Origin of the sequence: Bacteroides reticulotermitis JCM 10512, assembly GCF_000517545.1 — a bacterium.
Classification (GTDB): domain Bacteria; phylum Bacteroidota; class Bacteroidia; order Bacteroidales; family Bacteroidaceae; genus Bacteroides; species Bacteroides reticulotermitis.
Genome location: NZ_BAIV01000017.1, coordinates 22032 through 46736 on the forward strand (window position 1 = coordinate 22032; position 24705 = coordinate 46736).

General features: G+C 42.9%; 17 protein-coding genes, 2 tRNA genes and 5 pseudogenes. 12 read left to right on the plus strand and 12 right to left on the minus strand.

Annotation, left to right across the window (positions count from 1 at the left end):
- The first annotated feature begins 2 nt into the window (after window positions 1-2).
- Complete coding sequence (locus tag JCM10512_RS11485; RefSeq protein WP_044163202.1) at window positions 3-395, plus strand: rhodanese-like domain-containing protein; 393 nt, start codon at window positions 3-5, stop codon at window positions 393-395.
- A 112-nt stretch (window positions 396-507) separates the two neighbouring features.
- Window positions 508-867, plus strand: coding sequence for a hypothetical protein (locus JCM10512_RS11490; protein WP_044163204.1), 360 nt, complete (start codon window positions 508-510; stop codon window positions 865-867).
- Window positions 868-2075: 1208 nt separating this feature from the next.
- Here the strand turns inward: JCM10512_RS11490 and JCM10512_RS11495 are convergent.
- Together JCM10512_RS11495 and JCM10512_RS11500 are read right to left on the minus strand one after the other, a co-directional pair.
- Window positions 2076-3030, minus strand: a pseudogene (locus JCM10512_RS11495) (Rossmann-fold NAD(P)-binding domain-containing protein).
- A 47-nt stretch (window positions 3031-3077) separates the two neighbouring features.
- Window positions 3078-4330: pseudogene (locus tag JCM10512_RS11500) on the minus strand (glutamate-5-semialdehyde dehydrogenase).
- A gap of 259 nt (window positions 4331-4589) precedes the next feature.
- Here JCM10512_RS11500 and JCM10512_RS11505 point away from each other — a divergent pair.
- Entirely contained in the window at window positions 4590-5444 is an 855-nt protein-coding gene (locus tag JCM10512_RS11505) for an alpha/beta hydrolase (RefSeq protein WP_044163206.1), read from the plus strand.
- Window positions 5445-5492: 48 nt separating this feature from the next.
- Here JCM10512_RS11505 and proB read toward each other — a convergent pair whose 3' ends face one another.
- Window positions 5493-6575: a glutamate 5-kinase gene (proB, locus tag JCM10512_RS11510; RefSeq protein WP_044163208.1), complete on the minus strand. Its 1083-nt coding sequence runs from the start codon at window positions 6573-6575 to the stop codon at window positions 5493-5495.
- A 105-nt stretch (window positions 6576-6680) separates the two neighbouring features.
- Between proB and JCM10512_RS11515 the strand changes: the two are divergent.
- Window positions 6681-7831, plus strand: a pseudogene (locus JCM10512_RS11515) (pyridoxal phosphate-dependent aminotransferase).
- On the opposite strand, the gene JCM10512_RS11520 reads toward JCM10512_RS11515, so the two are convergent.
- The 8 genes and pseudogenes from JCM10512_RS11520 to ribD all read right to left on the minus strand — a co-directional run bounded on the left by JCM10512_RS11520 (window position 7800) and on the right by ribD (window position 16398).
- Window positions 7800-8033 carry a DUF2007-related protein gene (locus JCM10512_RS11520; RefSeq protein WP_044163210.1) on the minus strand — a complete coding sequence of 78 codons (234 nt, stop codon included), beginning with the start codon at window positions 8031-8033 and terminating at the stop codon, window positions 7800-7802. The pseudogene JCM10512_RS11515 and the gene JCM10512_RS11520 sit on opposite strands and share 32 nt — an antisense overlap.
- Before the next feature lie 74 nt (window positions 8034-8107).
- Entirely contained in the window at window positions 8108-8950 is an 843-nt protein-coding gene (gene murI, locus JCM10512_RS11525; RefSeq protein ID WP_044163212.1) for a glutamate racemase, read from the minus strand.
- 202 nt (window positions 8951-9152) lie between these two features.
- Complete coding sequence (locus JCM10512_RS11530) at window positions 9153-9668, minus strand: OmpH/Skp family outer membrane protein (RefSeq protein WP_044163302.1); 516 nt, start codon at window positions 9666-9668, stop codon at window positions 9153-9155.
- Between the two features lie 61 nt (window positions 9669-9729).
- Window positions 9730-10245: an OmpH/Skp family outer membrane protein gene (locus JCM10512_RS11535; protein WP_044163214.1), complete on the minus strand. Its 516-nt coding sequence runs from the start codon at window positions 10243-10245 to the stop codon at window positions 9730-9732.
- 24 nt (window positions 10246-10269) lie between these two features.
- Window positions 10270-12923, minus strand: a pseudogene (locus tag JCM10512_RS11540) (BamA/OMP85 family outer membrane protein).
- A gap of 28 nt (window positions 12924-12951) precedes the next feature.
- Window positions 12952-13686, minus strand: coding sequence for an isoprenyl transferase (locus JCM10512_RS11545; RefSeq protein ID WP_044163216.1), 735 nt, complete (start codon window positions 13684-13686; stop codon window positions 12952-12954).
- 25 nt (window positions 13687-13711) lie between these two features.
- Window positions 13712-15211, minus strand: coding sequence for a BamI family beta-barrel-assembly machinery protein (gene bamI, locus JCM10512_RS11550; RefSeq protein ID WP_044163217.1), 1500 nt, complete (start codon window positions 15209-15211; stop codon window positions 13712-13714).
- A 134-nt stretch (window positions 15212-15345) separates the two neighbouring features.
- A complete protein-coding gene (gene ribD, locus JCM10512_RS11555) occupies window positions 15346-16398 on the minus strand; it encodes a bifunctional diaminohydroxyphosphoribosylaminopyrimidine deaminase/5-amino-6-(5-phosphoribosylamino)uracil reductase RibD (protein ID WP_044163219.1) in 1053 nt (350 codons plus the stop codon).
- Window positions 16399-16454: 56 nt separating this feature from the next.
- On the opposite strand from ribD, the gene prmC reads away from it, so the two are divergent.
- The 7 genes from prmC (at window position 16455) to JCM10512_RS11590 (ending at window position 20622) form a co-directional block, all read left to right on the plus strand.
- Window positions 16455-17294 (plus strand): peptide chain release factor N(5)-glutamine methyltransferase, encoded by an 840-nt coding sequence (gene prmC, locus JCM10512_RS11560; protein ID WP_044163221.1) that lies wholly within the window; start codon window positions 16455-16457, stop codon window positions 17292-17294.
- A complete protein-coding gene (locus JCM10512_RS11565; protein WP_044163223.1) occupies window positions 17291-17773 on the plus strand; it encodes a regulatory protein RecX in 483 nt (160 codons plus the stop codon). The genes prmC and JCM10512_RS11565 overlap by 4 nt, the downstream gene beginning before the upstream one ends.
- Before the next feature lie 78 nt (window positions 17774-17851).
- The gene (pyrE, locus tag JCM10512_RS11570; RefSeq protein ID WP_044163224.1) at window positions 17852-18490 is read left to right on the plus strand and encodes an orotate phosphoribosyltransferase; all 639 of its coding nucleotides are present in this window, start codon (window positions 17852-17854) and stop codon (window positions 18488-18490) included.
- Window positions 18491-18588: 98 nt separating this feature from the next.
- Window positions 18589-18999: a hypothetical protein gene (locus tag JCM10512_RS11575; RefSeq protein WP_044163303.1), complete on the plus strand. Its 411-nt coding sequence runs from the start codon at window positions 18589-18591 to the stop codon at window positions 18997-18999.
- A gap of 17 nt (window positions 19000-19016) precedes the next feature.
- Window positions 19017-20357, plus strand: coding sequence for an argininosuccinate lyase (argH, locus tag JCM10512_RS11580; protein ID WP_044163227.1), 1341 nt, complete (start codon window positions 19017-19019; stop codon window positions 20355-20357).
- Between the two features lie 92 nt (window positions 20358-20449).
- Window positions 20450-20522 (plus strand) — tRNA-Gly (locus tag JCM10512_RS11585).
- A gap of 15 nt (window positions 20523-20537) precedes the next feature.
- Window positions 20538-20622 (plus strand) — tRNA-Leu (locus JCM10512_RS11590).
- 98 nt (window positions 20623-20720) lie between these two features.
- Here the strand turns inward: JCM10512_RS11590 and JCM10512_RS11595 are convergent.
- Window positions 20721-21629: a DMT family transporter gene (locus JCM10512_RS11595; protein WP_044163229.1), complete on the minus strand. Its 909-nt coding sequence runs from the start codon at window positions 21627-21629 to the stop codon at window positions 20721-20723.
- 522 nt (window positions 21630-22151) lie between these two features.
- Here JCM10512_RS11595 and JCM10512_RS11600 point away from each other — a divergent pair.
- Window positions 22152-24631 (plus strand): annotated as a pseudogene (locus JCM10512_RS11600) (DUF4962 domain-containing protein).
- Window positions 24632-24705 lie beyond the last annotated feature (74 nt).

Below are 24705 nucleotides of genomic sequence, written 5' to 3' on the forward strand. Positions count from 1 at the left end.
AAATGTTGAAAGCGAACCTATTGGTTATGGGAATATTACTCTTTTTGTCTTCTCTCTACGGCTGTCGGCCGAAAGGAGATTTTGAGTCCTTGTCGGTCGATGAGTTTGCGTCCCGCATAGAGAATGAAGAGGTGCAACGGCTGGATGTCCGCACGCCGGGTGAGTACTCGGAAGGCCGCATTAAGAAGTTTATCAATATCAATGTGCTGGATGACTCCTTCGGAGCTATGGCAGATACATTACTCGAAAAGAATCGTCCGGTAGCTCTGTATTGCCGGAGTGGCAAACGCAGTAAGAAAGCGGCTATGATCTTGAGCGAGAAAGGCTATAAAGTCTTGGAGCTGGATGAAGGATTCAATGCCTGGCAAATGGCCGGAAAAGATATCGAGCGTTAATCCAGGCCTTACACGGTTACTTTCCGGCAGATTCACAATACGCATAATCCGGTTATGCTAAACCGGGGAATGTATATAATGGAGGGGCATGACCCTCTATAAATGTAATTAGATGAAAGTTCTATTGTATCCTTTACTATTCATGTTTACCATCTGTAGAACTCAAAACAAATTTCCTATCAATGTTAAGTCTGAATCTGTCAACTCAATTATTATTACAGATAGAACTACAGGAATTGATACGAAGGTTGTTGATAAACAATGGATTGAAGAACTATTTGATACTTATATAAATACTGCCACCGAAGAACCTCGAAAATTTGTCACAAAGTATAAAGTCTCTTTTAAAGATCAAAAACAAGATTATAACCTCTTCGTAAATTCTAAATATTTGAAGCTTGAGGGAGCTGCTTATAAATCTAATTCTGATATAGAAGCTTTTATTCAAGAGAAGATGAATGGGATTCAATAAAGTTGATTGAGGCGGTATTGTCATAATAAAAGCACAAAATCGGGCCTGTCGAGGTAATCAAACATACCATCAGGAAAGGTGAAGCGAAGGGAGCTTCATTTATATGTCTTTGCGACAAAGCTAAGAGAATAGCCATTAAACTCCTTAGGAATTCGGTGTAATTCCCTCTTTCAGTCTACCAACTTCTTTAATAAATGATCGAACTTCTTCAATAGTTCGCCCCGGACTTCCGAACCTTACTACCCCCGTAAGCTAACTTACGGATCGCTTGCAAAAGTATGGGATCTCTCTTTTTACCTGAGTACTATTTAAGTTTTGACTCTTTTGGCAAACTGTGCAATACCGTGTAGCCATTCTGTGTTCCTAATTTCATCATCGGGGCTTGACAGAAGCACTTTGTACAATGATACAACACGCTTATGTCATAATCACTTTTTTGCGTATCATTCAGTATATCAGTGTCTTATTTTGCGTCTTCTTTTTTTAGATCATTTCATTTCGATGAGTGGCCGCTATTACTTATTTTCTCAAAAAACAGAGCCTTCAATTCACCAAACAAGCCTGTTTTAGAACCGTATTGTGCGCAACTATTCGTAAATTCAAACAGTCTTTTCTATGTTTATTCCCTTCTATTTCCTGTCGCACCTATGTGCGACGGCTGTTCCACATTATGTGGGACACGTGCTTCACAATATGTGAGTCAGCTGTTCCACAGTTGTGGAACAGGAAATATTATGGGCAAAGATGTCTTTTACTAGTTGTTTACTACTAGCTAGCGGGAGATTTTTGCTAAGTACACAGTCTTTGGAAACCGGTATTATTTATTGAGTAGATCAGTCTGAGAAAAGTAGACGCAATATATCAAACTGTCAATCAGTAGTTTATATCAAAAAGTGATTATGACATAAGAGTCTTGTATCATTGTGTACTCGCTTCAATTGCATGTTTTACCGGTTAATTAGTTTGTAGATGCAGGCTATATTCCTAGATTTCAGTTAAGGGGAATAATGAATATCCTCTTATTATTGTATAGATTCACGAAGATTCAGGCGTAATCCCCAGCCTTTTGCAGGTGATCCACTTTATACATATAAAGGGCCATCTTGCTTAGCAGATGACCCTTTACATGTATATTTATTATGCCCTCCGGCCTATTCTACTCATCGAATACGCTCGATCGAGCTGTATGGAAGAGGAGTTGCCCGAATTTACTTCAAGCCCTCCAGCATACGTTTCAATACAACAGTAGCCGATATTTCACGGTTGGCTGCTTCCGGTATAACGATAGACTGTGCGCTTTCGATTACATCATCCGTCACAATCATATTTCTACGAACGGGTAAGCAGTGCATGAAAAACGCGTTGTTGGTTACCCCCATCTGTCGATCTCCTACTGTCCATTCACGATCTTTACTCAAAATCTGTCCATAGTTCTCGCCGGTATAGGCAGCCCAGTTCTTGGCATATACGAAGTCGGCTCCTTCAAAAGCTTTCATCTGGTCGTACTCAACGCGAGCATTCCCTACAAAAGCCGGATCGAGTTCATACTTCGGGATGCGTAATAACGAAGTCATAGTCCGTTGCATTCATCCATTCAGCAAACGAGTTCGGTACGGCTTGTGGCAATGGACGCGGATGCGGTGCCCAAGTCATAACAACTTTAGGACGTGGTGTTTTCTTATATTCCTCAATGGTAATCAGGTCGGCAAAACTTTGCAACGGATGGCGGGTAGCCGCTTCCATCGAGAATACAGGTCTTCCTGAGTATTTGATAAACTGATTGATAATTACCTCTTGGTAGTCATAGTCGCGGTTCTCAAAGCGGGCAAACGAACGTACGCCAATGATGTCGCAATAGCAACCCATTACCGGAATAGCTTCTAAAATATGTTCGGGCTTGTCTCCATCCATGATAACACCCCGTTCGGTCTCCAACTTCCAGGCTCCTTGGTTGATATCGAGTACGATCACATTCATTCCCAGGTTGGTTGCTGCTTTTTGCGTGCTCAGACGAGTACGTAGGCTAGCGTTGAAGAAGATCATCATCAACGTTTTGTTACGTCCCAACTCCACATACTTAAAGCGGTCATTCTTAATCTCAAATGCTTCGGCAAGGGCGGCTTTCAAATCGCCAATGTCCTGTACACAAGTAAATTTCTTCATTATACTTATTATTTATGTCTTAAATTTCTGTTGGTTTATTCTCTTAGTTATTGCCGGGTCTGTCCGTCTCCTTCAATGATCCATTTATACGAAGTGATTTCTTCCAGTCCCATGGGGCCGCGAGCATGCAACTTCTGTGTGCTGATACCTATCTCAGCTCCCAGGCCAAACTGAGCGCCATCGGTAAAAGCGGTGGATACATTGGTATAAACACATGCCGCATCCACTATTTGAGTGAATAAACGGGCGTGTGATGTGTCTTCCGTCACGATGCACTCGCTGTGTTTGGAGCCATGTTCCTGAATATGTCCCAAGGCATCTTCAAAGCTTTTTACGGTCTTTACCGCCATTTTATAATCCAAGAATTCGGTTCCGAAGCTTTCCGGAGTTGCATGTAGCAGAAGATGGGCCGGGTAATGCCCTTCTAAGGCTGATACGCTTGCGGGTCGGCATAAATAACCACTTCATTCTGCGATAGCTTTTGGCAGAGGGTGGGTAAATCATTCAATCGCTTCTCATGAATGATTGTGCAATCGAGTGAGTTGCAGACACTCACGCGGCGTGTTTTCGCATTGTGGATAATAGCTGCCCCTTTGTTAACGTCGCCATATTCGTCAAAGTAGGTGTGACAAATGCCCGCTCCTGTTTCGATAACCGGTATTTTGGCATTCGCCCGTACGAAGTTGATCAGGCTACTGCTTCCCCGGGGGATAATCAGATCGACCCATCCGATCGCATTCAACAGAGCCGTAGTTGCTTCCCGGTCGGGCGGCAGAAGTTCGACTATATGTGTGTCGACATTGAATTGTTTCAGAACTTGGTGTATCACGCTGACAATGGCCCGGTTGGAAGAGTCCGCATCGCTTCCTCCTTTTAACACACAGGCATTACCGCTTTTGAGACAGAGCGAGAATACGTCAAAGCTTACGTTGGGGCGAGCCTCATAAATGATTCCGATGACTCCAAAAGGAACGCTGATTTTAGTCAGTTTCATTCCGTTGGGGCGAACGCTCTCTTTCAGAACCCTGCCCAACGGGGTGGGAAGCGTGGCAACACTACGCGTATCGGCAGCGATGCTTCGCAGGCGTTCTTCGGTTAGTTTCAATCGATCATATTTCGGATTACTTTCCTCCATGCGGGCCAGATCTTTCGCATTCTCGGCAAGAATAAATGGGGTTTGCTCAATGGCGGCATCCGCTACAGCATTCAAAATCCGGTTGATTGTTTCATCACCTAGTAAAGCCAACTGGCGGCTGGCGGACTGTACGGCGGCGAATATCTGGTTAGTATTTGTAATCATAAGCTTTACTTTAGCGATAAATAGAAAGATAAACTATGCAAATATAGTGAATGATGCGAATAAACCTCGCCGAAAACTGAAATAAAAGTTGATCCGATCTGCTCCAGACACTCCCTAAAAGTAGGTATACGCTCCATTGAAACTACCAATCTATCGTGATTGTCCTTCTGGTTTGGAATGTATTCCTTTGCAAGCCGTTTCGAGTTATAATAAATAGGCAGTATGGCTACTGTGTGAAACTTGTATAAAAGACTAATGTATGAATATCAAAGGGCTATTTCTTCTCTTGTCGCTAATCATTTGCATCCCGGAATTGTTCGCGCAAACATATATCATATCGGGTGAAAAGTGTCGAATTCATTCCGAACTCTTGAATGAGGATCGGGAATATTGGATCTCTCTTCCCAAGGAGTATAATGAAGATGCCGGTAAGGACCGCACCTATCCGGTTATTTATCTGCTGGATGCGGAAAAGAACTTTCAGATTCTGCTGGGTGTTCAGCAAACCTTGGTTCGTGGCTTTCACGACGAAACGTCTCCGTCTATTATTGTGGGTATTACAAATACCGATCGTCCCCGGGATATGACTCCTTCTTTTTCTGCCGAGAAACATCACGGGCGAGATATCTTTCAAACAAGTGGGAAGAGTGAGAACTTTACCGCTTTTCTTCTAAAGGAGCTTAAACCCTGGATCGAATCGACTTACCGGACGAATAAGCAATCGACGATTATTGGGCATTCGCTGACCGCATTGTTTGTCGTCAATACGCTTATTCATCACACGGATGCTTTCGATAACTATGTAGCGCTCGATCCCAGTTTGTGGTGGGATCAGTTTAAGGTGTATAAGGAGGCTCGCGAACTCCTAAAGCATAAAGACCTGAGAAACAAAAAGGTTTTTATCGGTTCTTCCCGAGAGGATAAAGAGGGAGATGCTAAAAACCGGACTTATACTATCCGGGACTTTTGTAAGACCGTATTGCCTGAGACTCGTTCTAGCGGGTTAGTTTATGACTGGAAGTATTACGAGGATGAAGGGCACGGCTCTATGATATTGCCGGGCATGTTCGACGCTTTTAAGTTTCTGTACAAAGATTCCACCGCTCATAAATAAAGCCCCAATCACGGAGCTTTCGACAGCTGAATGACTATTCGGTAACGATTATTCGATGTATAGATAATCGTAATGCACCACGGCTTTCTTCCCGTGCTTTCCCATCGCTTCGAGGGTTTGGCGAGAGTCACAATTGGCTTTTCCGACTCCGACTTGCTTTCCTTGGAAGTCGATGATGCGTACAATATCGTCCTTTTCGAATTCACCTTCGATGTGAGTGATGCCTATCGGTAGAATGCTGACTGCCTTTTCGGAATTCAGAACATCGGTGGCACACGCATTGATGTGTATTTCTCCCTTGGCGAATCCTTCGCTATGCGCAATCCACTTCTTGACGCTGGATACCGGTTCACTCGAGGGGAGGAAGCGGGTACAAACTGTTTCATCGGGATGTTGAAGCAAGTCAACCAGGATATGATCGCGTTTGCCGTTGGCTATAATCACGGTTATGCCTTCGTCGGCTACTTTGCGGGCTATATTGGTCTTAGTCAGCATCCCGCCTCGTCCGAAGCTCGACTTGGAGGCTTGTATATAAGCTGATAAATCTTTGCCTTGTCCGATTTCGCGGATTACGGAGGAAGCCGGATCTGTGGGCGCTCCGTTGTAGATTCCGTCGATGTTGCTTAGGATGATGAGCGCGTCGGCATCCATCATTGATGCGATAAGTCCGGACAACTCATCGTTATCGGTAAACATCAATTCGCTGACTGAGATGGTATCGTTCTCATTGACAATGGGTATCACACCGTTCTCCAGCATCACGGTCATGCAATTCTTCTGATTCAGGTAATGCCGACGGGTGGCAAAGCTTTCTTTAGTCGTCAGTACCTGGCCAACCGGAATGCTGTGCTCGCGAAAAAGTTCGTAGTAACGGTTGATTAGCTTGGCTTGTCCGACAGCGGAAAACAATTGGCGTTGATCTACACTGTCTAGTTTCTTCTGCGGTTGTATTTCACTGCGCCCCGATGCTACTGCTCCGGAAGAAATGAGAATGATTTCAATACCTGCTTTATAGAGTTCGGCTGTCTGATCTACAAGTGCCGACATACGGGTGATATCCAGTGTACCATCCCGACGTGCCAATACATTACTACCTATTTTTACCGCAATCCGTTTGAATTTCTGCTCCATGCTTTCTGACGATTTGAAAGCACAAATATAGAGTTTTTTACTGATATGTTACTAAAACAGCTCGGAAAGAATTATCTTTGCACTTGCTTAAACAAAATGCCAACAATGAAATTTACCAATCGTCAGGTAGACCAAATGACTTCCTTTATTGTAATGGATGTTTTGGAACGTGCCAATGAATTACAAAAAGAAGGAGTCGATATCATTCACTTGGAAGTTGGCGAGCCCGACTTTGATCTCCCCTCGTGTGTGTTGATGCCGCGAAAGCTGCTTATGATAATCATCACACTCATTATACCCATTCGCTGGGTGATCCGGAATTGCGGAAGGAAATAGCTGCTTTCCATCAACGTGAGTATGGGGTAGTGGTTGATCCCGATTGCATGGTTGTGACTTCCGGTTCTTCGCCGGCTATCTTGCTTGTGTTGATGTTGCTGTGTAATCCGGACAGTGAAGTGATTCTGTCCAATCCGGGGTATGCCTGTTACCGTAATTTTGTATTGGCGGCGCAGGCCAATCCGGTACTTGTTCCGTTGAATGAGGCTACCGGTTTGCAGTATAATATGGAGGCTATACGTAAATGTGTAACTCCACGTACGGCGGCGATCTTTATCAATTCGCCGATGAACCCAACGGGGATGTTGTTGGATGAGTCTTTTCTGAAGGAGATTGCTTCTCTTGGTGTGCCGATTATCTCCGATGAGATCTATCACGGCTTGGTGTACGAAGGACGTGCGCATAGCATCCTCGAATATACTGATCAGGCTTTTGTGTTGAATGGCTTTTCCAAACGGTTTGCAATGACCGGACTTCGGCTAGGGTATCTCATTGCTCCCAAACCTTGTATGCGCTCTTTGCAAAAGTTACAGCAGAACTTATTTATCTGTGCATCCAGCATTGCGCAACAAGCGGGGATCGCTGCTTTGCGGCAGGCCGGGCCGGATGTAGAACGGATGAGGCAGACTTATGATGAACGCCGAAGGTATATGATCGATCGGCTTCGTGAAATGGGATTCGGCATTAAAGTTGAACCGCAAGGAGCCTTTTATATCTTTGCCAATGCCCGCAAGTTTACATCCGATTCTTATCGCTTTGCGTTCGATGTCCTGGAGAATGCGCATGTTGGCATCACTCCAGGCATTGATTTTGGAACCGGAGGAGAAGGCTATGTGCGCTTCTCCTATGCGAACTCTTTGGAAAATATCAAAGAGGGGCTGGATCGGCTTAGTCGGTATCTTTCTCTTCGCGGCTTTTGATTAACTCAACAGCTGTTTCGTATTGATCGTCGGTAACGAGGACGGATACTGCCGGAGCAATATAAGGAGCGAGGGTACCCATAATACCATCTTTGATCACGCAGCGGATGTCATTGCTTTCCAATAAACCTTTGATGATTTCTGCTTCCCAAGGTGAACCGGAGAATACCTCAACGGATTTGCTATAGTCTTCTTCTTTCATAATTGTAGGCTTTAATTGTTGTTCTTCAAATATAACACAAAAGAATGGTAAAACGTTCTCTATTCCGTGGTTTTTTATTCGAGCGACACTCGTTTTACATCGATTTGCTGATTGAGAAAAGTGGATGCTGATTCAATAAATTTCTCTTCGGCTTCTGTGGTATAGAACTCACAATTACCTCCTTTGGTGCATTTAGCATCCATCTCGGGGTGACGGCGAAGATAATCTTCAAGGCTGTGCGCTACATACTCTCCCTGTGCGATCACTTGAATTCCTTCAGGTGTATATTGTCTGATCTTCGGTAGTAGGATAGGGTAGTGCGTACAGCCCAGAATAAGCGCATCGATCAATGGATCTTTCTCAAGCAATTGATTGATGTATTTGCGAATAAAGTAATCGGCCCCTTCATCTTGGGCTTCGTTATACTCTACGAGCGATACCCACATCGGACACGCCATGCCGCTTACTTGAATGTCGGGGAAAAGCTTGTGGATTTCCAACGGATAAGATTCCGACTTGATGGTTCCTCCGGTGGCTAACACACCGATGTGTCTGCTTTGGGTCATATCTCCGATGCTTTCTACTGTAGGACGGATTACTCCCAGTACACGTCGGTCGGCATCCATCTTTGGTAAGTCGTTCATCTGAATGCTTCGTAGTGCTTTGGCAGAGGCTGTGTTGCATGCTAATACCACCAGGTGGCATCCTTTCTCAAATAGCTTCTGGACTGCCTGCAACGTGAATTCGTACACAACCTCAAATGATCGGGTGCCATAAGGAGCCCGCGCATTATCGCCTAAGTAGATATAATCGTACTGGGGTAGAACCTCTCTGATTTTACTGAGGATGGTAAGCCCACCGTATCCGGAGTCGAACACTCCGATCGGACCGGGAATCTGGGGTAAGGGTCTTTTCATGACGTAATATGGTTTAGAAGTACAAATGTACACGATAAAATTAAGAAACCGCCATAAAACTTCAAAAGAAAAAGTGGGCTTGAAAAGGGGAGTTCCGTGTATACTTATCGACCGGGTTTGTTGCGGTGAGCGATAGGGGATAAAAAAAGTGTGGTGTACCGGAGAACCGATACACCACACTTCTTATTCTGTTGTAGATTGCTTACTTAATTCCAAGATGAGCTTTAACCTTAGTTGTAAGGTTGATGCTTTGTGATTCGTTTACATAAGGAATCGAAGTTCTAGCCAGGTCGAAGATGTAGATAACACCTTCAGATACACCTACAGCTTTGATAGCGTCGTCCATCTTTTTGTAAACAGGAGCTAGCAAATCATTTTGAGCTTTTTCCATTTGCTGAGAAGCATCTTGTTGGAATTGCTCTTGTCTTTGCATCATATCTTGCAATTCTTTTTGTCTTCTTTCTGCAATGTTAGGAGGTAGAGAGTCTTTAGAAATTGCTTGTTGGAACTCCTGATATTTTTTATTGAATTCTTCCTGCGTTCTTTTGATTTCGTTTGTCAATTGAGTATTTAACGTTTGAAGATCATTTTGTGCTTTTGTAAATTCAGGCATCACAGTAATGATCTCCTGAGCATTAATATGACCAAATTTCAAGTTTTGCGCAAATACTCCCATAGGCAGTACAAGCATAATTAAGAGTGCAATTTTTTTAAGCATAGTTCTATTATTTATTTGAATGATTATCATAGGTTTATTTTTCCTGTGCAAATGTATGAAATTAATTTGAATATCCTAATTTCCTCAGTATTTCATCGCTAATGTCGATGCGTGGATTGGCAAAAATAATGCCGGAAGCCGAAGCTCTGTCTACTACGAGTGCATATCCTTGTTGCTCAGAAACAGCTTTTACGGCTTCATAAATGCTATCTTGAATCGGAGAGATTAATTTCTCTCTCATCTTGACAAGCTCACCTTCAGGACCGAAATAGGTACGCTTTAGTTCTGCGGCCGATTGTTCTTTGGCTACGATCTCATCTTCTTTCTTAGTCTTTTGAGCAGCAGAGAGTGTAGATGATTTAGCTTGATAGTCTTTGAATAGGTTCTGTGCTTCCTTAGCTATAGCCTCTACTTCAGCCTGATACTTCTGAGTTGCTTGTTGCAGCTGCTCATTAGCGTTCTCATAGGCAGGAATATTCTTCAGTATATATTCCGTATCAATCAGTGCAAATTTTTGTGCGTTAGCTGCCATACTGATGGCAAACAATAGCACAATGGATAAAATAGACTTTCTCATAACGCTTAATCTTTTAGTGAAACATTAGAATTCTTGTCCTAAGATAAAGTGGAATTGGCTTCCACCGTAATCGCTTCTGCCATTAATTTTGTCGAAACCGTAACCCCAGTCGATACCCATCATACCGATCATCGGTAAGAAGATACGAACACCGACACCGGCCGAGCGTTTCAGCTCAAATGGATTGAATTTCTTAATATCATGCCATGCGTTACCAGCTTCCAAGAAACCTAACACATAAATGTTGGTACTTGTTTCCAGCATCAGCGGGTATCTTAATTCCAGTCCTAAACGTGCATAGGCATATCCTTCTTCTCCGTAGGGAGTCAATGAGCTATTTTCGTAACCACGCAAAGCAATACTTTCTGTTGCATAGCTTGAGTAGCCGGTCATACCGTCACCACCCACGTCGAATGTACCGAACGGTGATTTCTTGTATTGGTTATAATGTCCCAGCAAACCGAATTCTGTACGAGTCATTAACACCAGACATTTCGGATGAGCTACATAGTCCATCAACGGAGTATAGGTCTTAGCTTTGAATTTCCATTTATGGTATTCTACCCATTTATGGAGCTTATTCATATTGTCCTGCGTAATAGTTCCGGCTTCCGGATTAGAGAAATAGCTCTTGTAATCTTTACCGTCAATCAACGAATAAGGAGGTGTAAACTGTACCGACAATGATACATCCGAACCTACACGTGGGAAGATCGGGTTGTCGATTGAGTTACGTGCCAACGTTAAGTTGATGCTTAGGTCATTACATTTACCGTTAGTAACCGGGAAGTATTGCCAATCTTTCAGTGTATAACGTTGGTAAGCCAATTCGGCTGAAAGTGTAAAATAGTCATCCGGCCAGTTCAAACGTTTACCCCAACCTACAGAGAGTCCCCACATCTTGATCGACTTGTCGGGGTCATAATAGTTCTCGTAGCTGTTGTTGTTACCGTAGTTATAGCTACCATATCCACCGTATCCACCATAATAGCTGTTGTAGTAGTTATTGAAATAGTTGGAGTTATAGTACCGGCTACTGATATCTGTCTGTACAGAGAAGAAGGCAGATACAGAAAGTGAATTCGGACGTTTACCACCAAACCAAGGATCAAAGAACGAAATGCTGTAAGACTGATAGTACTTCGCATTGGTCTGTCCACTGATGGTCAAAGTCTGTCCATCACCTTGCGGGAGGATACCCCGATAGTTCTCTCCCGGATGTAGCAAGTTAGCTACCGAGAAGTTTGTAAACTTCAAACTCAGTTTACCAATCACACCCGTTTGTCCCCAACCGGCCGAAAACTCTACCTGGTCATTGGCTTTGGAAGTCAGCGGCAAACCTATATCTACTGTTCCGTTTACTGGATCCGGCTGAATGTCCGGTTGCAGTTTTTCCGGGTCAAAGTGTCCCATTTGCTGGATCTCGCGCAAAGAACGCATCAAGTCCTCTTTGCTGAACAATTGTCCCGGGCGGATACGAAGTTCACGACGAACTACGTTCTCGTATAGACGGTCATTACCACTAATTTTAATCTTACTGATTGTAGCCTGGCGTCCTTCGTAAATTCTCATTTCAAGGTCAATCGAGTCGCCTACGATATTTACCTCTACCGGGTCTACATTATAGAACAAATAACCGTTGTTATAATAAAGGTTACCTATCGCGTCATCATCGGTCGAAAGACGTTCATCCATCAACTTTTGGTTGTAAACATCTCCCTTTTTCATGCGAAGCAGGTAGTTTAGTTGTTCAGACGGATAAAGCGTATTACCTACCCAGGTGACATTACGAAGATAATACTTCTGTCCCTCTTCGATTTGCATGAATACATTAACAGTCTTCGCATCATACTGAGATGTGCTATCTGCTACAATCATTGCATCACGGTATCCTAATTCGTTGTATTTATCTATAATGAGCTGTTTGTCTGCGTCATAGTTTTCAGGTACAAACTTCTTCGTGCGGAATAAGTTGCGTAGTTTACCTTTCTCATTCGTCTTTTTCATGACACGTTTCAACTTCGATGTTTTAATGGCTTTGTTACCAACGATCTGAATCTCGTGTACTTTCACTTTCTCTTTCTTGTCAATGTTGATGTCTACAATGACTTGGTTCTCGTTCGAAGCGTCATCTTTCTGCGCGATGATTACTTCTGCATTTTTAAATCCTTTATCATCAAAATAACGTTTGATTAACGTCTTTGCACGGTCTACGCTATTCGGGGTGATTTGCATCCCTTTAACCATACCCAATCGGCCTTCGAGGTCAGTGCGTTCCGACTTCTTGACGCCGTGGTATCGTACGTCTGCAATACGTGGACGTTGTGTCAGGCTGATCTTCAACCAAACCTTACTACCTTCCATTTTCTCGGCAGTGATTTGTACGTTAGAGAACAGACCGTGTCGCCAATAACGTTTGATAGCCCCTGTAATCTCATCGCCGGGAATGGTGATAGTCTGTCCGACAGATAATCCCGATAGTCCGATGATACATAGTCTTCATAATTCTTCACGCCTTCAACCTTAATATCTGCAATCTCATATTTCTTGGGCACTCCCGAATACAAGATCACCGGTTTAGACTCTTCGTCAGTATTGGCATTTTGCGCAACGCCTGTAGCAGCGAAGCTGAACAGGCAGATAAACGTTACGAATATAAAGGTAATACGATAATGCATTTATGTTATAATTTGATGTTTCGAGTAATTAGCTGATTTGTTCACTGGTCTTTCCGAAGCGGCGTTCCCTTTTCTGATATTCACAAATGGCTTTGTATAGCTCTTCGTTGCTGAAGTCCGGCCAAAATGTATCACAGAAATAAAGTTCTGAGTAGGCACATTGCCATAGCAGATAGTTACTTAATCGGATCTCACCGCCTGTACGAATTAATAAATCGGGGTTGGGCATGAAATTAGTATTTAGGTGAGACGATATATATTTATCTGTTATTTGTTCCGGCGATATTTCTCCGGTTTTGGTAAGTGCAGCTATTTTTCGGACAGCTTCGGTTATTTCCCAATGGGATGAATAACTGAGAGCTAGCACAAGGCACATACCGGTATTCTTACTGGTATGATCAATACATTTTTGAAGACTACTTTGTACATCGGGGGGAAGTTTCTTGAAGTCGCCTATAACGCGGAAACTAATGTTGTTTTTCATTAAAGTGTCTTCTTCTATCGAATCGAGGAGCAAGCCCATTAGGGCAGAGACCTCTTCGAGTGGGCGGTTCCAGTTTTCAGTAGAGAAAGTATATAAAGTCAGATACTTAATACCCAAATGGGCAGCTTCCTCGATAATCTTATGTACCGTTTCCGCTCCCGCATAATGCCCGAATGTGCGCTCTTTTCCCCGTTGTTTAGCCCACCGTCCGTTACCATCCATAATGATGGCCACATGTTCGGGTATCCGATCCTTATCTATTTGTTCTATATAGGACATCTTTGTATCAAACGTTATATGTCTGTTATTTGCCGGAGTTCGCAAGGTCAAACCAAAGTTGGTTCAAGCGTCCACTCCATACTTCCGAACTATAATTATAAGTACGTGTTACGTCAGTCGTTTCTTTTGTGCTCTCAGCCACTGTCACTTTTTCTGTGAAACTAGCTTCTCCGCCACTGAACATAAAGATTAAGTTATGAGTCAGTGTGTCAGAGACCATGGCATAGTTCTTTCTTCCTCTGAATTCAGGAGTCGCAATCGTATGGTTAGCACCTGATTTTGACCAATCTACTTGAGGGAAGTTGAATTTAGTTGCCAACTTCCAGTCACGTCCGGAATTTGATCTATAAAAACCATTAAACCCTTCGCCAAATAAGTAGAATAAATCGTTGTAATAGAGGATTGACGGATTTTTAAGTTCCGGACAATATGAGTTGATAGAGCCTGCCGGCAAGTTTATCCAACCTGATGCCCCTTCCATATACGCCCAAGTTTCTGTGGTATTGATCTTGGTACTGTTGGATCCTTCTATCGTAGTAGGCTCTTTAGGTTCACCCACTAACATAACCCCTCGCATTCCTGACGAAGTCTTGTGAAGCGTATAAGAAATGTTCTTTACAGGGAACTTATCTAGATCATCGCTGTCCACGCTGATCTTGTTTCCGGTTTCCGTATCACTTCCCGTTGAGTAAAAAGTGCGTGCTTCGCCAGCTATTCTGCTGTATAGGATTTTGTTATCATAAGCCGCTAAAAATAAATCGACTACGGAACCATCTCCATTAGCAGCGGGGAAAGAGGCTGCTACCCAGTTTATACCATCACTTGACTTAAATGCGTGATTGTCTCCACTCGTAGCATACAGTGTCTCTTTAAAGTTGATCACTGATGTCAAAGGTTGTCCGCTTGGCCAATCAGAACCCATGGCTGATGTACTCCATGCAGTCGGATTATTCAAAGGAGCTGTGTGAACTTTCAATGAAGTGCTACCGGAGTAAGTTATGATTTTACCTTTAAGTATTACAGATTTCAACGATTCATTGTTTAGAATGCTGGGATTCGTATTCATGTATTTCCAAGATACTGAGTCCGGATCATGTTTGTGTATATTTACCCAGAGTTTGTACTCTTTGGTTTGTTGCATATCGGGTGCCCACACTTTCAATACCAGTGGAGCTCCTTTATTGATGGTTTTACTCAAGTCTATTGAATCGGATAAACTCAGAATAGAGTCATTGCCGTTTTGATCCTTTACTGTAACAATTCCCGCAGTAGTTATGGTTTTGATCAAGATGCGATTGATAATTGTGTCTGCCCGAACGGGTAGTGAATCTTCGTTATAGATTTCTCCTTTTAGTTGGTCGATTGTGAATGGGTAAGTGACCCCATAACCTATAGTGTCGAGTACGAATGCACGTATAGTAGCATCAGGGCTGTATTCGATATTATCATCATTGTCAAGGCATGAAGTAATGACTAATGATACGATGAAGAAACTCGCAATGACTGATAAAAACTTTATTTTCATGTTGAAAGATAGTGTTTATTTACAAGTTGCAAAAATAGAAACAATTTTTCCGATTTAGAACATAAAGGGGAAGTTTTATATAAAATTATAGATAACAACGACGATTTTGTCGACATAAAAGCCTCTGAACCTCGCTATTTTACATTTTTTGGGGGAGTGTAATGACAGAAGTGTACTCCAAAATGTTTTTCTATCAAACAAGTGCTTTCTCCGCTTATCTGTGGGGCTTTTACGCCTGAGCCTAGTTGCATGGAACTCTTTTCAATGTAAATTTCATCCCACAAACCGGAATCGAGAAATGATTGAAGTAGCTGAGTCCCCCCCTCTACAAGTAGTGTTTGTTTTTTTTGTTGGTATAAGTATGTCATTAGTTGAGGAAGTAGCGGTTTCTTATAATCAAATATTGAATAAGATATGAAGTGCTTTTGTGGATGTTGTTGGGCAGTGCAAACAATCGTAGAGACCTTTTCGTCGAATAAATGCAACGAAGGAGGAAGTGTCAAGCTCCGGTCGAGTACAATTCGTACAGGGTTCTCTCCGTACCAGTTACGTACAGTTAATGAAGGATTGTCTAAGAGGGCTGTGCGAGTACCTACGAGGATTGCGGCAGACTCGGCCCGTCTTTTGTGTGCAAGCATAGCAGTTAGAGGCGACGACAAGATGACTGGCGTACCTGCGGTGCGGATTAAATCGATAAAACCGTCGGCAGATTCTGCCCACTTTAAAGTTATGTACGGCCTTTGCTTCGTATTAAAAGTAATGAAGTGGCGAATGAGTTGCTGACATTCGTTCTCCATAACCCCCACGATAACCTCCCGGCCGGCATCTTTAAGCTTTTGTATTCCTCTGCCAGCTACTTCCGAAAAAGGATCCCGACAGCCGATGACAATCCGGGGTATCTGCTTCTTTATAATAAGGTCGGCGCATGGAGGTGTCTTACCCTGATGTGAACATGGTTCTAAGCTGACATAGATTGTCGACTCTTTTAATAGAGGTTTATCTTGCTCCGAAACAGAACGGATGGCGTTTACTTCTGCATGAGCTTCACCGCAACGTACATGATAACCTTCGCCAATAATACGTCCGTTATGTACAATAACAGCTCCTACCATGGGGTTGGGTGGGGTATTGCATAAACCGTTTCTGGCTAGTTGTATGCAGCGTTGCATATATTTTCTTTCTTCCATTCTTTTAGACTTAACTATTTTATTCTTATTTTTGCGCTCTCAAATAAAAGGTAGAAATGAACAGTCTCACATCTCGTATTCGCCAGACTTTACAAAAAACTTACTCCCCTGAGGAAGCCAAAGCGTTGGCAATGATGATTTGTTGTGATATGCTTGGCTTAAATGCACTTGATATTTATACGGGCAAAGATATAATATTATCTGCAAGCACGCACTGCGAATTGGAAAACATTCTATTGCGTTTGCAAAAACACGAGCCAATTCAGTATATCCGCGGATTTGCTGAGTTTTATGGTAATTCATTTCGGGTAGCTCCCGGCGTGTTGATTCCGCGTCCTGAAACCGTGGAGTTGGTCGAGATGATCGTAAAAGAACATACTGCCATGGCTCCTGCGGTGTTGGATATTGGCACGGGGAGTGGATGCATTGCCATTTCATTAGCAAAAGCTTTGCCCAAAGCGAAGGTTACCGCGTGGGACATTTCGGAAGAAGCCTTGACGATTGCCCGTTATAACAGCGAGAAGTTGGAGGTGAATGTACGGTTTGAAAAACAGGATGTACTTTTGGAGGGGATAAGCAGTGAAGTACAATACGATGTGATTGTGAGTAATCCTCCTTATATACTAGAGGGTGAGAAACTTGCTATGGAGGCGAATGTGCTTGAATGGGAACCGGAGCAGGCTTTGTTCGTACCGGATAATGATCCGTTGTTGTTCTATCGGCGAATCGCTGACTTGGGCAGGGAGTTGTTGCTTCCGAATGGTAAAATCTATTTTGAGATAAATCAAGCATACGGTAATGAAGTTAGGGATATGTTGCGTGAAATGCATTATAAAGAGATTGAAGTAATAAATGATTTTTTTGGTAATCCTAGAATGGTAAAAGCGAATAAATGAGTGCACAAGTAACTGAAGAAGAAGCATTAAAGAAAGTAGCGTCCTATTGTTCCACAGCGGAGCGCTGTCGTTCGGAGATTAGTGATAAATTGCAGCGATGGGGTATTGCGTATGAAGCGGTTGCTCGTATATTAACCTGGCTTGAAACCGAAAATTTTATTGATGAAGAGCGCTATTGTCGTGCCTATGTTAACGATAAGTTTCGGTTTGCCAAGTGGGGTAAAGTTAAAATAGCCCAAGGGCTTTATATGAAAAAAATTCCGTCGGATGTTGCTTGGCGACATTTAAATGGAGTGGATGAAGAAGAGTATCTTTCAATTCTACGCTCCTTGCTCGCTTCAAAGCGTAAAAGTATTCATGCTCAGGATGATAGGGAAGAGGCCGGAAAGCTGATTCGTTTTGCTATGAGCCGTGGATTTGAGATAAAGGATATTCGTCGATGTATTGAAGTCTCGGATGAAGATGTGTATGAAGGGTGAAAAATAAACTACTTTCTTCTTTCAATTCTCATTCTATTTCCGTATTTTTGCGGAAAATAATTAATAGTTGGTTTAGTTATGAAAAACTTAGAGAGACTGTTTGCGGAGAAGCTTCTTAAAATAAAAGCCATTAAGCTTCAGCCGGCTAATCCGTTTACGTGGGCTTCAGGATGGAAATCACCTTTTTATTGTGATAACCGTAAGACACTGTCTTATCCTTCTCTTCGTAATTTTGTGAAGATTGAAATTACACGTCTGATATTGGAACGATTCGGACAAGTGGATGCTATTGCAGGTGTTGCTACCGGTGCTATTCCGCAAGGAGCCTTGGTTGCAGACGCATTAAACCTTCCATTTGTGTACGTTCGTGCCACTCCGAAAGATCATGGATTGGAAAACCTTATTGAGGGAGAGTTACGCCCGGGTATGAAAGTGGTGGTTGTAGAAGACCTCATCTCTACCGGTGGAAGTAGTTTGAAAGCAGTTGAGGCTATTCGTCGCGATGGTTGTGAAGTAATTGGTATGGTGGCCGCTTATACTTATGGCTTTCCGGTTGCAGAGCAAGCATTTAAAGAAGCTAAGGTTCCTTTGGTGACATTGACGAATTATGAAGCTGTGCTTGATGTGGCTCTTCGTACAGGTTATATTGAAGAAGAAGACGTTGCAACCCTGAATGAATGGCGTAAAGACCCAGCTCATTGGGACGCAGGGAAATAAGATTCGTTTTTGAATTTAAATATGTACAAAAGTAGAAAGGACCATTCGGACACTAATTGTTCGGATTGTTCTTTTTTGTTTTTATAATACAAGAAACTATGAATAAATTTGAGAGTGAGGTAAAGACACTATCTTATGGGCAAGAACGCGTGTACGAAAAGTTATCCGATTTGAGTAATGTGGAAAAGATCAAAGATCACTTGCCTCAGGATAAGGTGAAAGATATGAGCTTTGATACCGATACGCTTAGCTTCAATGCTGCTCCGCTAGGACAAATGACGCTTAAGATTGTTGAGCGCGAACCGTGCAGTTGCATCAAGCTCGAGAGTATCAACTCGCCGCTCCCCTTCAATCTCTGGATTCAATTGGTTCCGGTAACCGAAGAAGAATGTAAAATCAAGATCACCATTGGGCTGGAAATCAATCCATTTATGAAGGCGATGATACAAAAACCTATTCAAGAAGGTTTAGGGAAAATGGTTGATATGCTTGCAATGATTAAATATTAATTCTTGAAGTAGAGAAAATGGCGCAGAAACTTTGGGAGAAATCCACGCAGGTAAATAAAGATATCGAGAACTTTACGGTTGGACGTGACCGTGAGATGGACCTCTATTTGGCCAAGCATGATGTGTTAGGCTCGATGGCTCATATTACGATGCTCGAAAGTATCGGTTTGCTAACTAAAGAAGAATTGGCGCAATTGCTTGCCGAATTGAAGCGAATCTATGTTTCTGCTGAGAATGGGCAGTTTGTGATTGAAGAAGGCGTGGAGGATGTGCACTCGCAAGTCGAACTGTTGCTAACCCGTTCTTTGGGAGATGTTGGGAAGAAAATTCATAGCGGACGTTCCCGCAATGATCAGGTATTACTCGACTTAAAGCTTTTCACCCGTACGCAAATCAGAGAGATAGCAGAAGCTGTCGAAGAGCTCTTTCATGTGCTCATTCATCAAAGCGAGCGATACAAAGACGTTTTGATGCCCGGATATACCCATTTGCAGATTGCGATGCCCTCATCGTTCGGTTTATGGTTTGGTGCCTATGCTGAGAGTTTGGTTGATGATATGCTCTTTCTGCAAGCAGCCTTCAAAATGTGTAATCGTAATCCGTTGGGATCGGCTGCCGGCTATGGCTCGTCCTTTCCGTTGGATCGTACAATGACTACACAGTTGCTGGGCTTCGATTCTTTAAACTACAATGTGGTATATGCGCAGATGGGGCGTGGAAAGATGGAGCGTAATGTAGCGTTTGCATTGGCTACTATTGCCGGTACCATCTCCAAACTTGCTTTTGATGCTTGCATGTTCAATAGTCAGAACTTTGGGTTTGTGAAGCTTCCTGACGATTGTACCACCGGATCTAGTATTATGCCGCATAAAAAGAATCCGGATGTATTCGAATTGACACGTGCCAAGTGCAATAAACTGCAATCATTGCCTCAACAGATTATGATGATAGCGAACAATTTGCCTTCCGGCTATTTTCGTGATTTGCAGATTATCAAGGAAATCTTTCTTCCGGCATTTCAAGAATTGAAAGATTGCTTGCGAATGACCACCTATATCATGAATGAGATCAAGGTGAACGATCATATTCTGGATGATGATAAATACCTTTTGATCTTCAGTGTCGAGGAAGTAAACCGGCTGGCTCACGAAGGAATGCCTTTCCGGGATGCTTATAAAAAAGTGGGATTGGATATTGAGGCTGGTAAATTTGCGCATAATAAAGAAGTTCATCATACCCACGAAGGTAGCATTGGAAATCTCTGTAACGATGAAATCTCTGCATTGATGCAGCAAGTAGTCGATGGGTTTAGCTTTCAGGAGATGGAAGAAGCCGAAAAGCGTTTGCTAGCCAGATAGTTAATTCTTTTAGCGGGTTGAGATAAAACTTTCCTCTGAAAAAGTTTGGCAGTAAGAAGTAAACTGCTTATCTTTGCACCCGTTGAAAAAACGCGGAAATAGCTCAGTTGGTAGAGCATAACCTTGCCAAGGTTAGGGTCGCGAGTTCGAGTCTCGTTTTCCGCTCTTCTTTGAAAGGATGCTCGAATGGTGGAATCGGTAGACACGAGGGACTTAAAATCCCTTGGCCATTGCGGCTGTGCGGGTTCAAGTCCCGCTTCGAGTACTTGAAGAAACGCCAACCCCTTGTAAAAGGTGGTTGGCGTTTTTGTTTTATGTTGGTTGCACAACATTTACACAACATGCAGATGATCCTTCAAGATCTCAGGATTTCGGTATGATTTCTTTTCTGCACACTACTTTCACGCAATACTGATTGAATATGATGCCACCTACAATCAAGATTAATCCTAGGTAAGTAGTGAAAACAATCTGTTCACCCAGCACGAGAGTAATAAAGAGAAGCGAAAGGAATGGGGAGAAATAACACATCTGATTTATCAGTGCCGGGTTGGTCGTTTTCCGCATGGCTAGACCGAAAAAGATAAAAGGAATGGCTATTTCGAAACATCCAACGTACATACTGGAGAGTAGGCCGGAGAGTGAATAGCTATGAGTACCAATGATGGATGCTGCAAGTATTAGGTAAACGGTTCCAAATAAGAACGTAATAAGCAATGCCACGCTGGTATCCACTTTACGTTGTCGGTTGTTGATCAGCCAGTATGATGCCCAAAGTATGGCACTTGAAAGTGCAAGTGCAATTCCTACGGCAGAAGCATTTTTTCCTCCTTGACCACTGCTCATTGTAATCAACACGATACCTCCTAATGATATGAACATACCGATGTACTTCCGGGGTGGTATCGGTTGGTGTGCAAATGCGGCTAGCAGGATTAAAAGAACAATAGGCCAGGTATAGTTAAGTGGTTGGGCTATTTGTGCAGGAAGCAAATCATAGGCTTTGAATAATATCAGGTAGTAGGCTACCGGATTGAGTAGGCCTATTCCCGCAAAAGTTCTCCATTGTTTGCCGGATAGTTGGTTTACTTTGCTCCACTTTTTCTGAACAGTCACTATCATTAAAAAGAATAAAAGAGCTGTACTGCTTGCTATCAATAACATTTCAAAATGCGTTTGATATTTTAATGCTACTTTGAGAGCGGTTGCTATCGTAGACCAGCTTAATACAGCTGCTCCTGCGTAGATCACCGCTTGCGTGTTTGCTTTCATCTTTCTTGAATCCTTCTATATTGCTCTTTGATTTAATACTTGCAAAGATGCATCATGCGAAAGGAAAAGACTAATAGAAACGTCTAAATATATATGCCAATTGTACAAACCGCAGTTGTGACATTGACTTTTATTCTGTAATTTCTTATTTCTGAATATTCCATTGGCTGAAACAACCCTGATATCTTTTGCCAAACCAAATTTTCCGTACCCAAATTACGATAACTTATCGCTTCAGCCAAGCGATTGGATAAAAACCACATAATAAAAGACATAATCGATATATGTTCTTTATAATCTCAACTCTATAGAATGTCTTTGTCATAGCTAAGTGAGTAGCAATGACTAATTTTACAAACCGAGAAACTCTGCCGGACGACAATCGGTTGGAACTCCTACCGAACAGTGCTGACTGGTATGAACCGGAAGTCTTGAAAGGGTTCACTCCCTTGCGGACGCTCATAAATAACTTTTATATAAACTCAGCTTATTGTTGAATCACAGACTTAAAAATGTAGCCTAATGAGAACACAAATGATTATTCTTTTAGCATTGTGCTTGGGTATGCTTCCTTTGAACGCCAATAATCCGCAGCGTAAGGAGCCTTACCCCCAACAACGTAATATTGTTTATTTGAATCCCGCTCCACTGTTGGTGCCACTGGCAATGAAGCAATCGGATTACCTTCAATTCTGTTTGTCACAAGACAAGAATTTTAACGGGCGGAACACGATTTTATCCAAGCCGGTTCCTTGGTGTATGTTCAACCCGCATCAGGTGTTGAAAACGGGAACCTGGTATTGGCGTTTCCGATCGGTTAGTAAATCGGGAGACGAACTGCCTTGGGGCGAAACGTATAGCTTCATAATCGAAGAGCTACGCCCAAGTTTGCAACACCTCCATTTGCTACATTCCTGGAAAATATCCCTCAGCAATATCCACGTATCTATTGTTTCTTGAATGATCACCTGGAAGAAGCCCGAAAGGATATGCGTTCACACCCCGAATTCGAGGAGATGATTACAGACTCCCGCAAGGCACTTGCGATGGATTTTAGTACGGACACTCAACCCTATAAACATGTCTTTACCATGTCGGAGTATTGCGATAACCTGAATACGGCTTATCAAATGCTACAGCAGCAAGTTTATGCCGATAAAATGGTGGCCAATGTGCGGTGTCTGTTACCCATAGAGCCTGATGAGCGGTTTGTACAGAATGATTTCAGTGCGGGAGAGCTGGTTTATCTATTGGCTTGTACGTACGAAAACTGCTATGCGTATTTCTCTTCGGAAGAACGTGAACAGATAGAAGCTCGGATTATGAAGATCCTTTCTTATTATTATGAAGGGCGTATTTTGGGACGTGAGGAAAATATGTTCTTTGATGAACATATCTGGCAGTTCACCATCCGCCGCTTTGTGCAAGCCTCACTGGTTGTATACGATAAATATCCTCTGGCAAAAGAATACTTGGAATATTACTACGAGCTTTGGAATACCCGCGGACCCGCTACCGGATTCAATCGGGACGGGGTTTGGCATAATGGAGCCAACTATTTCAGCGCGAATGCTGTGAGCTTATCTTATATGCCTACATTGTTCAGCTATATAACCGGAACGGATTTTCTGCAACATCCTTGGTATAAAAATGCCGGTATGGGTACTGCGTATACATGGCAGCCGGGCTCGCTTAGTGCAGGCTTCGGTGATGGCCACGAAAAAATGAATGGTAAACCTTTGCGCATTCGGAGTGCTTTTGCTGACTTCTTGGCTCGTAACACAGGCGATCCGTATGCAACTTGGTACTCTTCGCTGAATGATCGCTATAAGACCGAACCAGAAACGCGCTTGTATCGTTTGGCAAGCGGCAAGCACCGCCCAATGAACCATGAGTTGCCGATAAATGCACCGAAGGCTGTCTGGTTCAGAGATTGCGGAGAAATGATAGCGAATAGCAGTTTAAATAATTTGGAGCAGAACCTCAGTTTAAGTTTCCGTTCCAGTCCTTTTGGCTCAGGTAATCATACACATTCCAATCAGAACGCTTTTAATCTGCACTATGCCGGGAAGGCTATTTATCATGCAGCCGGTCATTATATGAATTTCAGTGATCCTCACAACCTATTGTCTTATCGCAATACGCGTGCTCATAACACAATGTTGATAAACGGCATTGGGCAACCTTTTACAACCGACGCTAATGGATACATCGTACGTATGTTTAATGGCGATCACATCTCGTATGCTTTGGGTGATGCTTCTAGGGCGTATTGCGGAATCAGCAATGTACGTTTGTGGAAACGCAGTTTCGAGAAGTATCAACTGGAACAGTCGCCCGAAAATGGTTTTGGTGAGACATCGTTGAAGAAATACCGCAGGCATATCTTTTTGTTGCATCCCAATAAGATCGTTATCTATGATGAGTTGGAAGCGGGAGAGGAAGTGCGTTGGGATTGGCTACTGCATAGTCCGGTGAAATTTGAGATCGATAAGCAATCATCCCTCTTGACAACGGTCTACGAAGCGATGAATGTGAAGTCCGTTGCTCAATTGTTCTGCGAACAGAAAAGTGACATAACACAGACCGATACGTATGCGGCAGCGCCTAATGAAAAGATTGCTCAGCGTGGAGAAGACTTTACGCCTTCATGGGCACTTACGGCAAGCTTTGGGCCCAGCAAAGCGAATCGCATACTGACTATTATTCAGGTAGAGGCTGCCGGAGATCGGACCGTTGAAATTGTGCGGAGCAATAATCGGTTCCAATGTGGCGAGTGGGTGATTGACGCAGAGTTGAATGCTAAAAAACCGGCAAGCTTATCTATACATAATACAAGTAATAAAGCCGTTTTCAGCTATGGGAAACAGAACTTGAAAATTGGGGGACAGTCCTACTCCAGTAAAGCGAAAGGAAATTCTGTGCTATTCGATCAAGTCGATGGTAAATGGGAAACGCAAGAGATGGGTGACCAAAGAATACAATCGATGGGTAAATGGTGATCGGCGCAATTGGCTTATAAATCGAGGGCAAGTAAGGTCGTGTTTGATAAAGAAGCCGGTCGTGATCTCCCATC